Origin of the sequence: Streptococcus pseudopneumoniae, from assembly GCF_038148935.1 — a bacterium.
In the GTDB taxonomy this organism is placed as follows: Bacteria; Bacillota; Bacilli; order Lactobacillales; family Streptococcaceae; genus Streptococcus; species Streptococcus pseudopneumoniae_U.
In genome coordinates this window covers 1-6,741 of record NZ_JBBJZX010000101.1, presented here as the reverse complement: position 1 = coordinate 6,741, position 6,741 = coordinate 1, and the positions used below count along the sequence as shown (strand labels likewise).

The window sequence follows — 6,741 nt, the reverse complement described above, 5'->3', positions numbered from 1 at the left end:
TTCTGAAGACATCTTACCACCCTTGCCTCTGGACGATGAGGAGCAAGGCTTGGATCCTCTATTGCTAGAGGATGAAAATCCAACAGAAATGACTGAAGAAGTGGAAGAGGAGCAAAATCTTTCTCGTCTGGAACAAGAAGACTCAGAAAAGAAAAGCAAAAAAGGCTTTGTTTTAACTGCTTTGGCGCTTGTATCAGTAATTATCTGTGTCAGTGCATATTATGTCTATCGTCAAGTGAATCGCTCAACACAGGAAATCCAAACTTCTCAATCATCGTCTAGCGAGCAGAATGTTCAGCCTATTTTAGAAGATTTTAATAGTCAATACGACGCCTTCTACACAGACAGCAATAAAACAGCTTTGAAAAATAGCCAGTTTGATAAACTGAGTCAACTTAAGACCTTGCTTGATAAGCTGGAAGGTAGTCGTGAACATACGCTTGCCAAATCGAAGTATGATAGTCTAGCAACGCAAATCAAGGCCATTCAAGATGTCAATGCACAATTTGAAAAACCAGCTATTGTGAATGGTGTATTGGATACCAATGCCAAAGCCAAATCGGACGCTAAATTTACAGAGATTAAAACTGGCAATACTGAGATTGACAAAGTGCTAGATAAGGCTATTAGCCTTGGTAAGAGTCAGCAAACAAGTACTTCTAGCTCAAGTTCAAGTTCAAGTCAAACTAGTAGCTCAAGTTCAAGTCAAGCAAGCTCAAATACGACTAGTGAGACAAGCCCAAGTAGTTCAAATGCTGCCTCAAATGAGACTAGAAGTTCTCGTAGCGAAGTCAATATGGGCGTATCAAGTGCAGGGGTTGCTGTTCAAAGAAGTGCTAGTCGTGTTGCCTATAATCAGTCTGCTATTGATGATAGTAACAACTCTGCTTGGGATTTTGCGGATGGTGTCTTGGAACAAATTCTAGCGACTTCACGTTCACGTGGCTATATCACTGGAGACCAATATATCCTTGAACGTGTCAATATCGTTAATGGCAATGGTTATTACAACCTCTACAAGCCAGATGGAACCTATCTCTTTACCCTTAACTGTAAGACAGGCTACTTTGTCGGAAATGGCGCTGGTCATGCGGATGACTTGGACTACTAAGCAGTCGTTACAAAATTCTTTCTTTTCAAAAGTAAAAATGATAAAATAAAACAAATCAAACAAGAGGAGTGTCAAATGACAAAAGCTAACTTTGGTGTCGTAGGTATGGCCGTAATGGGTCGTAACCTTGCCCTTAATATTGAATCTCGTGGTTACACAGTTGCTATTTACAACCGTAGTAAAGAAAAAACTGAAGATGTAATTGCTTGCCATCCTGAAAAGAACTTTGTACCAAGCTATGATGTTGAAAGTTTTGTAAACTCAATCGAAAAACCTCGTCGTATCATGTTGATGGTTCAAGCAGGACCTGGTACAGATGCTACAATTCAAGCCCTTCTTCCACACCTTGACAAGGGTGATATCTTGATTGACGGTGGAAATACTTTCTACAAAGATACAATCCGTCGTAATGAAGAATTGGCAAACTCAGGTATCAACTTTATCGGTACTGGGGTTTCTGGTGGTGAAAAAGGTGCCCTTGAAGGTCCTTCTATCATGCCTGGTGGACAAAAAGAGGCCTACGAATTGGTTGCGGATGTTCTCGAAGAAATCTCAGCTAAAGCACCAGAAGATGGCAAACCATGTGTGACTTACATCGGTCCTGATGGAGCTGGTCACTATGTGAAAATGGTTCACAACGGTATCGAGTATGGTGACATGCAATTGATCGCAGAAAGCTATGACTTGATGCAACACTTGCTAGGCCTTTCTGCAGAAGACATGGCTGAAATCTTTACTGAGTGGAACAAGGGTGAATTGGACAGCTACTTGATCGAAATCACAGCTGATATCTTGAGCCGTAAAGACGATGAAGGTCAAGATGGACCAATCGTAGACTACATCCTTGATGCTGCAGGTAACAAGGGAACTGGTAAATGGACTAGCCAATCATCACTTGACCTTGGTGTGCCATTGTCACTCATCACTGAGTCAGTATTTGCACGTTACATTTCAACTTACAAAGAAGAACGTGTACATGCTAGCAAGGTTCTTCCAAAACCAGCTGCCTTCAAATTTGAAGGAGACAAGGCTGAGTTGATTGAAAAGATCCGTCAAGCCCTTTATTTCTCAAAAATCATTTCATATGCACAAGGTTTTGCTCAATTGCGTGTAGCTTCTAAAGAAAACAACTGGAATTTGCCATTTGCAGACATCGCATCTATCTGGCGTGATGGCTGTATCATCCGTTCTCGTTTCTTGCAAAAGATTACTGATGCTTATAACCGTGATGCAGACCTTGCCAACCTTCTTTTGGATGAGTACTTCTTGGATGTTACTGCTAAGTACCAACAAGCAGTGCGTGATATCGTAGCTCTTGCTGTTCAAGCTGGTGTGCCAGTACCAACCTTCTCAGCAGCTATTACTTACTTTGATAGCTACCGTTCAGCTGACCTTCCAGCTAACTTGATCCAAGCGCAACGTGACTACTTTGGTGCCCACACTTACCAACGTAAAGACAAAGAAGGAATCTTCCACTACTCTTGGTATGACGAAAAATAAGTAGGTCTGCCATGGGGAAACGGATTTTATTACTTGAGAAAGAACGAAATCTAGCTCATTTTTTAAGTTTGGAACTCCAAAAAGAGCAATACCGAGTTGATCAGGTTGAGGAGGGGCAAAAAGCCCTCTCCATGGCTCTTCAGACAGACTATGACTTGATTTTATTGAATGCTCATCTGGGGGATATGACAGCCCAGGATTTTGCAGACAAGCTGAGTCGGACTAAGTCAGCCTCGGTCATCATGGTCTTGGACCATCGCGAAGAATTGCAAGATCAGATTGAAACAATCCAACGCTTTGCCGTTTCTTACATCTATAAGCCGGTTATTATTGAGAATCTGGTAGCTCGTATTTCAGCGATTTTCCGAGGTCGGGACTTTATCGATCAACACTGCAGTCAGATGAAGGTTCCAACGTCTTACCGAAATCTGCGTATGGATGTAGAACATCATACTGTTTATCGTGGCGAGGAGATGATTGCCCTGACCCGTCGTGAGTATGACCTTTTGGCTACTCTTATGGGAAGCAAGAAAGTTCTGACTCGTGAGCAGTTATTGGAAAGTGTTTGGAAGTACGAAAGTGCGACAGAGACTAATATCGTGGATGTCTATATCCGCTATCTACGTAGCAAGCTTGATGTAAAAGGTCAAAAAAGCTACATTAAAACCGTTCGTGGTGTTGGTTACACCATGCAAGAATAGAAAGCAGTTGCAGTTATGTAATTGCTTTTTTTGAGGAGTTTTTATATATTGACATGCAGTCAGGTCTTTGCTACAATCAGTTATGGAGGATAGGTCTAATGAAAATAATAAAAAAATTGATGCCAATCGCATTGGCAGTATTTTTCTTTGGTTTGCTAGCGACAAGTACAGTATTGGCGGATACTACAGGTGGACAGTTTGTTGATAAGGATAATAGAAAATATTATATAAAAGATGACCATAAAGCAATCTATTGGTATAAAATAGACGGTAAAACCTACTATTTCGGTGATAGTGGAGAAATGGTAGTCGGTTGGCAATACTTAGAAATCCCTGGGACAGGTTATCGTGATGATTTATTTGATAATCGACCAGTTTTCGAAATTGCCCTTCAACCGAAGTGGTACTACTTTAACCAAGATGGGGTTCTTCAAGAATTTGTTGGATGGAAACAATTAGAAGTTAAGGATTCGTTAAATGTTGGCAAAAAATATGGTGAAGGCTTTGAAGGCTCAGAAGTTCTTAAATTAGCAAATTATTACTTTGATCAAGACCATTCTTTAAAAACAGGTTGGCTTTATGATCAGTCTAACTGGTATTACTTAGCAAAAATAGGTTATTCAGGGAAAGACTACCTTGGGGGTGAAAGACGTGCTGGTTGGATCAATGATAATTCAACTTGGTACTATCTAGATCCAGAAACTGGTATCATGCAAACTGGTTGGAAGCAACTTGGCAATAAGTGGTACTACCTCCGTTCCTCAGGTGCAATGGCAACTGGTTGGTATCAAGAAGGCTCAACTTGGTATTATTTAGACCAGCCAAATGGTGATATGAAAACGGGCTGGCAATACCTTGGTAACAAGTGGTACTATCTCCGTTCATCAGGAGCTATGGCAATTGGCTGGTTCCAGGTCGGTAGTAAATGGTACTATGCTTATGGTTCAGGTGCTTTAGCAGTGAATACAACTGTAGATGGCTATTCTGTCAATTATAATGGCGAATGGGTTCAATAAATAATGATAGTATTTTGTAATTTGAGATAAATTTTAAGTAAGAGTGCAGCTTCACGAAGTGATACTGGATAAAAACTTTTTAAAATCAGAAAACCGCATATTATCAGGCGTCAAAAAAATTGGCAAAACCTTGATAATATGCGGTTTATTGTGGAAAGATTTACTTATTTACTTATTTTTAACAAAATTGAGTTTTTGCCCAGTTTTACATGACATGTTTTAGAAAAAGGTATATAATGTTAGTGTAATATCAAGTGTTTTTTTGAAAGCATCACAACAATTACAATTTTAGGCTTAAAAATCGAACCTTCTTTAAATGCTTAAATATTTAAGGGGGGGTATAAGTACCCATTTGTAAAAAAGAAATGAGGTTGAAAATGAACTTTAAGTCAAGAAAATGTGAAGAAAACGGGAAAAAAGTTTTACGCTATTCTATTAGAAAGCATCATTTGGGAGTAGCTAGTGTAGCAGTAGCTTCGGTGTTGTTTTTTGCAACTGGTGTGGCGACTGTTCAAGCGGATGGACCAGGAGCAGGCGAACCAGTATCAGGCACACCAGCCCCACCAAGTACACCAGGTTCAGCAAGTACAACAAGCACACTAGGCACTTCTGGTGCTAATACTGGTGACACAGAAATAGAAAATACCAATACAAATACAGCTGCATCAACAGAAAATGGGCCTATTAAGCCAGAAGATAATGTTGAAGCAAGAAATAATAATGAGAAACCTAGAGGGCTTGAAAGAGCAACAGAACCAGCAAATTATGATGGTAAAGTAAGTCTTATTGGTCAATGGACAAGTGAATCACACGAAAAAAAAGATACTGAAAATACATATAAGAATGCTACAGATAAATTAGGGAGTCCCTTATCTAATCCAGGTCTTTTCCGTGGCGCTGCAAAAACTTTTCTTGGTTGGTCTGATAGGCCGCCAGTAAATGGGAAAATTGCAGATGGTGCAAGACTGTTCTCGGCAGAAGACACTATAGCTACAGCCTTTCCGAATGGCTTGTCAGCTGATTCTAAGCTATATGGTGTTTATGCCAGTCTAAATGACCAAGATACACCTTTCCCTGCTGATAAATTTTCTATGGGATTTGCGATTATAGGTGGAATGAATAAATTTGCCATTAATGATAATAAGGTTCATATTGATACGAATGTAGAATCAGAAGAAGTATTACCTAATACTAATTTAAATAAAGAAATAAAAGACAAAGAAAAAAATACCCGCCGTATCATTGATGAGTATAAACCGGACAATAATGATACTACAAAAGTGAATGAAGTGGTTTTAAAAGCTGAGTTTGAAATGGATAAAACTACAGCGATGACTGTGTATAGAAATCCTCATGTAGGATATGTTGGTCCGGTTTTATCCAACACATACAAGGATAATAATTTTAAATTAGATGAAAAGAAAAAAACTTACACCTATGTAGACTTAAATGTGAATTTAGACAAAGATTTAGTTGTTCCGGAAAAATTATATGCAGAGTTTAATGGTTACTCATGGAGACCATTGTATGCTCTTGGAATTAAGGAAGATGGAACGAAGGAAATCCTAAATGTGTATTCAAAAGAAGGGACAGCCTTAGGAAATACAAAAGATAGCTTTAATTCAATCGTTAGTAATACGGACCCTAGAGTCACATTTGGTGTTGAAACTAAAGGTAACCATAATATAACATTTAGAATGATTCTTAGATCTTTAAACGGATATGATAGTAATAGACCGGAAAATGAACGAAATGAGAGTATAGCTGAGAGTGTAGTAAAACCGGATGAAGGTAAGTCTATTGCTGAAACAATTCTGCGCAATATGACACTTCGATCTCTTACATCAACAGAACTTAAAGCTTTATTCCCTAATAAGAGTGATGAAGAAATCAATCAGATGGTTGTTCGTATTAATCAAGATAAAGCCAAAGAGTTAGCAGATACAAATGGAAATACAGTACTAAAAGTAACAGGTTCTGTTGAGGGTAATGTTCATCCAAGTGCAGGTAGAATCGGTAGTGGCTGGTTAAGCCTGGATTCAGCTACAAATTTACCTATTAACAAAGTAGAAGCTAACGTTTTAGAACTAGGTTATGTTACATTTTATAATGTATCCTACCGATTCCAAAGTGGAACAGAGGGAAAAGTATTACCAGCAGTAATCGAAAACTATAAGCCAAAAGATACAGCTACTTACGAAAATGAAGCGAATGTAACACCAACACAACCGACAACTACAGAGTATATAGATGCAGAAAACGATGGGAAATGGGTATTCAAAAGTTACGATGCTGAAAATAAACAAGTAAATAAAGCAGATGTAGAATTTATAGGAACATGGGTATTCGAATCTAATAAATATGGTGTAACATATAAATTTGAAAGTGGGACACCAGGTAAGACATTGCCAGC

The 6,741-nt window shown here is 38.8% G+C and carries 5 protein-coding genes; all 5 read left to right on the top strand.

Annotated elements, in window-relative coordinates:
- A partial coding sequence (locus WKI42_RS09120) for a cell division site-positioning protein MapZ family protein (RefSeq protein ID WP_368081758.1) occupies positions 1 to 1,111 on the top strand: 1,111 nt, incomplete at its 5' end.
- 75 nt (positions 1,112 to 1,186) lie between these two features.
- Positions 1,187 to 2,611, top strand: a complete 1,425-nt coding sequence (gene gndA, locus WKI42_RS09115) for an NADP-dependent phosphogluconate dehydrogenase (RefSeq protein WP_050252407.1) — start codon at positions 1,187 to 1,189, stop codon at positions 2,609 to 2,611.
- 11 nt (positions 2,612 to 2,622) lie between these two features.
- A complete protein-coding gene (locus WKI42_RS09110; RefSeq protein WP_368081757.1) occupies positions 2,623 to 3,312 on the top strand; it encodes a response regulator transcription factor in 690 nt (229 codons plus the stop codon).
- Between the two features lie 98 nt (positions 3,313 to 3,410).
- On the top strand, positions 3,411 to 4,328 hold the full coding sequence (locus WKI42_RS09105; RefSeq protein WP_368081756.1) for an N-acetylmuramoyl-L-alanine amidase family protein: 918 nt from the start codon (positions 3,411 to 3,413) through the stop codon (positions 4,326 to 4,328).
- Positions 4,329 to 4,705: 377 nt separating this feature from the next.
- Positions 4,706 to 6,741: SHIRT domain-containing protein (locus WKI42_RS09100; protein ID WP_368081755.1), on the top strand; the 2,036-nt coding region annotated here is incomplete at its 3' end.

Coding starts and splice junctions, on each gene's coding strand:
- gndA (WP_050252407.1), top strand. CDS start 1,187: ATGACAAAAGCTAACTTTGGTGTCGTAGGTATGGCCGTAATGGGTCGT.
- WKI42_RS09110 (WP_368081757.1), top strand. CDS start 2,623: ATGGGGAAACGGATTTTATTACTTGAGAAAGAACGAAATCTAGCTCAT.
- WKI42_RS09105 (WP_368081756.1), top strand. CDS start 3,411: ATGAAAATAATAAAAAAATTGATGCCAATCGCATTGGCAGTATTTTTC.